Below are 3,996 nucleotides of genomic sequence, written 5' to 3'. Positions count from 1 at the left end.
GAAATTATTGTAATCAAACGCCCTTGATTTTTTTGCTCCAGATTTTCTTGACCTAAGAATGAGGAAACTGTATCTGAGTTTGTTTGCTGAGAAACTAACCTTAACCTTTTAAATACTAACCACCAAGCAATGTAGTCTCCTATTGCCCAGGCGACGGGTATCCAAATAGAAGAAAATCCGACTTTGTAGGTAAAACCAATCACACCAATAAATAGATACCCACTCTGACCAGTTGCCATCGCTGATAGTGCTGTTAACCAGGGATTGACATTTCTACTGGCCAGTAAGTAATCTGTTGTTGTGTTTTGTTTTTGGGTTGCAGAGTAAATGCCTACTATTGTAAATGACAATAAAAAGGCAATAAATGTGATCGCAATCCAAATTTGTTTTTCCATTTTAATTAAATGAGTAGCACAGGCATCTTGCCTGTCAAAGTGCCAGTAGTGGACTGTTTCGTCTTAAATAGTCCAGTAGGGTGCGTTAGCGTTTGCGCAGGGAAACGCACCCTACTGGACCGACACACCTTAAATGGTGCGTTAGATGTGGGGAGGGTGGGGAGAAAAAGACACCTAGAAACAAAAAATCTATTGCACAGTTTTAGCTGTGTCAGTCTACTACTAGACTTTTCAATTTCAAGGGATCATTGATAATTATAGATAGTTTTCATTATCAATTATCAATTATCAATTATCAATTATCCATTATCCATTATCCATTATCCATTATTTAATCTCCTCCCAATTCTACCAGTTTGCCAATATTAAAATCAATTCTTACCCAGCCTTTAAATTTGCGTAAATTATTGAGTAGTAATAAGACAATTTGCCAGTGGTGAACCATTAAAAATGGTAAGGGGTCATTCACTTGAAAAATACCATCTGTTCCTTCAGTAATTCTTTTAATCCATGCTTGGAATTTCTCTAATGAATTAATGCCTGTCAATCTCCATAATTCATGGTAAGTCCAATAAGTAGGCTTACTATTTGGCAGTGGTAATATTGGCTTTTCATTATCATTTTGACTATCTTTTAAATAAGCATCTGCTACCCCTGGATGGTCGTGAAAAGTTGTAATTGCTGAGTGAGTTCTGGGATTACATTCTATAGGAAAAACTCGACCATCTTCTGTCTGAATAAAATCAAAAGAAATTTGCCCAGTAATATTTAATTCTCTAACAAATTTTTCTACCCAATCATAAATTTGGGGATTATCAATATGTTCATAATTTACTTGAAATTCTGATGATTCACAACAGCAATAGAGTCTAATTTTACCTTTTCTAACAGTGCTATGGGTACAATATTCTTTGCCTTTCACAAATTCTTGCATAATCCAAGGTTTCTCTTCACTAATAGGCAAACCTTTGACAAATTGTTCCATTTCGCCTCTAGAATTCATAGGCAATTTTGTCATATCTAAACGACGCACTGAGTCGTAAGGAATGCTTTTCAGAATATATTTACTCCCATCAGCAGCAAAGTCAAAGTTGAGAATTTGTTGTGGGTCTGTAATTAAAAATGATTTTGGTACAGATAAACCAAAACTTTTAGCTTTTTCGATAAATGTGAATTTATTATCTAACATTTGAGTAATTTCTGTGTCAAAATGTAAGACTTCACAATATTCAGATAAAAGTGGTTTTGCTAAAGATTCATAGTAGCTTCCTGCTGGACTAGATACTGGAATAAATACATCTATATTTTCTTTTTTGACAATCTCTAATAATCCCTGACAATAACCATCCCAATCTTTATTTGGTGCAGGTATGGTGTAGAAACCGGCAACGGCGTTAGAAAATCTATTTCCTGATAACCAATATTTATTTGTTTCTAATAAAAAAGCTTTGTGACCTGCTGCATGAAATGAACGGGCAAGTTGCAAAGATTTTGTCATTTTTGCACCCGTAATTAAGATATTTTTGGGATTTTCTGGTTGGGGGTTTGGAGACCAAAACCCTACATTTTTTGTAAATGGTTTAGTAATAAAATTCCACAATAGTGACGGTATTACCTTCAATAAATTGAATGGTAAAAGAATGAATAATAATGCAAGAGTTCCGAGATTTTGGAATAGTGCATAAGCACGTCCTTGAACAAATAATATTAGTGCCATATTAGTAGTTTTGTAGAGATAATAATTTTAATTCTATGAGGGTGATGAATACAGCCTTGAATTAGGGGCTTGCTGATTAAATCTCAAAGCATATATTTAGTGAAACTTTTGAGTCCCTTCCCACACTTCCAACACTTCCCACACTTCCCACCCTCCCCACACTCCCTTAATTAAGTGGGTTATTATTTTCATCAACTAGAATAACTTGGGGACGATGTAGAACTGCTTCTTCTGGGGTCATTTGTGCATAAGCAATAACTATTATCTCGTCGCCGACAGTATTCATCCGGGCTGCGGGACCGTTGNCCCTTAATTAAGTGGGTTATTATTTTCATCAACTAGAATAACTTGGGGACGATGTAGAACTGCTTCTTCTGGGGTCATTTGTGCATAAGCAATAACTATTATCTCGTCGCCGACAGTATTCATCCGGGCTGCGGGACCGTTGAGGCACACAGTACGACTGCCCCATTCTCCAGGAATAGTGTAAGTTTCTAGGCGTGCACCATTGTTGACGTTGACTACTTGTACTTTTTCATAAGCCAGAATATTGGCAGTTTTTAGTAGTTCTTCATCAATAGTAATTGAACCCTCGTAGTATAATTGTGCTTCGGTTACTCTAAGTCGATGCAGTTTGCTCTTAAAAATTGTTAGTAGCATTTGGTCATAGTTATTTATATTCGGTAATATTTATGATGTTACCGAATATTGAGGAAGTTATATAGCGCTACGCGCTAGGGAATAGGGAACAGCAGACTATTAAACTGTTTTAGGGTTTATAAATTTCCTAACCTTTGCTTCGACTGTTATACTATATAGGGTAAAAGGCAAAAAGTTAAAATCAGTTTACAAAAGGTTTTCGACTTTTAGCAACTTCTTGCGGAAATATTTTTCTAACTGTTCCCTATTCCCTATTCCCTATTACTTATTCCTTAAATCATAACTACTTTCGTCTAATAATTGTCACCCCATCTCGTAAAGGCAGTAAAACTTGTTCTACTCTGGGGTCTTTGGCTACAAAACTATTAAATTGAGCGATCGCTTCTCCATTAGGAGTACGTTTTTCTGGTGGGAGATAAGGTTGCCCTTGGAGTAAAGTATTATCGACACAAATAAATCCATTTGCTGCTAATAAATTTGTATCTAAGAGCATTTTAAAATATTCTATATACCCTCCTTTATCAGCATCAATAAACACTAAGTCAAAAGATTCTCCTGCATCTACTAACTTTTTCATAGTTTCTATAGCTGGAGCAACTTCCACTGAGATTTTACTACCATCAGGAGACTTGTCAAAACAAGCTCTAGCAAAGTCAGATACATATTGATCCACTTCACAAGCAACCATCCGCCCATCTTCTGGCAAAGCTTCTGCCATTGCCAAGGCTGAATACCCGGTAAACATTCCTATTTCCAGGATACGTTTTGCTCCTGTCATATAGACAAACATTTTTAAAGTTTGCCCCTCAATATGCCCAGATAACATTTCCTGTTCTAGCTGACGTACGGTCTCACTATTGGAAAACCGTAAACTCCAGGGTTCTTGGCTAGTCTTTTCTGCTAATGCTGCCAAAGCAGTTGACTCTTGAGTAGTATTTTCCTCTATATAGGGGTCAATACCTGCTCCTAATTGATAAGCTTGTTTAATAGCATCAGCTAGTTCTGATGGTATTTCTGTAGTTTCTGCCATCTTGACAATTGTTTCAAGTTGTTCTACTAAAATACCTAATGGTGTAACTGGTCTAGCAGTTTCTGTTTTTACGACGGTTGTCATTTCAGTTATTAGTTATTAGTTATCAGTTATCAGTATCGACTACAATCTTATAGAACCCCTGAAGGGATCTATTTAAAAGTAGAGGGGGTGATGGGGAGTGGGGGTGATGG

3 protein-coding genes and 2 pseudogenes are annotated in these 3,996 nt (G+C 36.4%); all 5 read right to left on the bottom strand.

Annotated elements, in window-relative coordinates; translation table 11 throughout:
• Positions 1 to 395 (bottom strand): annotated as a pseudogene (locus tag AFK68_RS07160) (sodium/proline symporter); the annotation flags it as partial.
• A gap of 331 nt (positions 396 to 726) precedes the next feature.
• Complete coding sequence (locus AFK68_RS07155; protein WP_094672163.1) at positions 727 to 2,112, bottom strand: ATP-grasp enzyme; 1,386 nt, start codon at positions 2,110 to 2,112, stop codon at positions 727 to 729.
• A 166-nt stretch (positions 2,113 to 2,278) separates the two neighbouring features.
• Positions 2,279 to 2,417 (bottom strand): annotated as a pseudogene (locus AFK68_RS07150) (aspartate 1-decarboxylase); the annotation flags it as partial.
• Positions 2,418 to 2,421: 4 nt separating this feature from the next.
• Positions 2,422 to 2,772, bottom strand: coding sequence for an aspartate 1-decarboxylase (gene panD, locus AFK68_RS07145; protein ID WP_094672161.1), 351 nt, complete (start codon positions 2,770 to 2,772; stop codon positions 2,422 to 2,424).
• Between the two features lie 283 nt (positions 2,773 to 3,055).
• Positions 3,056 to 3,886, bottom strand: a complete 831-nt coding sequence (locus tag AFK68_RS07140) for an O-methyltransferase (protein WP_094672160.1) — start codon at positions 3,884 to 3,886, stop codon at positions 3,056 to 3,058.
• Between the last annotated feature and the right edge of the window lie 110 nt (positions 3,887 to 3,996).

The organism is Hydrocoleum sp. CS-953 (genome assembly GCF_002260545.1).
GTDB lineage: Bacteria > Cyanobacteriota > Cyanobacteriia > Cyanobacteriales > Microcoleaceae > Trichodesmium.
The sequence above is the reverse complement of the archived record's forward strand: the minus strand, read 5'-3'. Positions and strand labels throughout refer to the sequence as shown.

Bases quoted from the DNA above. Each gene is read 5' to 3' on its own strand.
- AFK68_RS07155 (WP_094672163.1), bottom strand. From the start codon at position 2,112: ATGGCACTAATATTATTTGTTCAAGGACGTGCTTATGCACTATTCCAA.
- panD (WP_094672161.1), bottom strand. From the start codon at position 2,772: ATGCTACTAACAATTTTTAAGAGCAAACTGCATCGACTTAGAGTAACC.
- AFK68_RS07140 (WP_094672160.1), bottom strand. From the start codon at position 3,886: ATGACAACCGTCGTAAAAACAGAAACTGCTAGACCAGTTACACCATTA.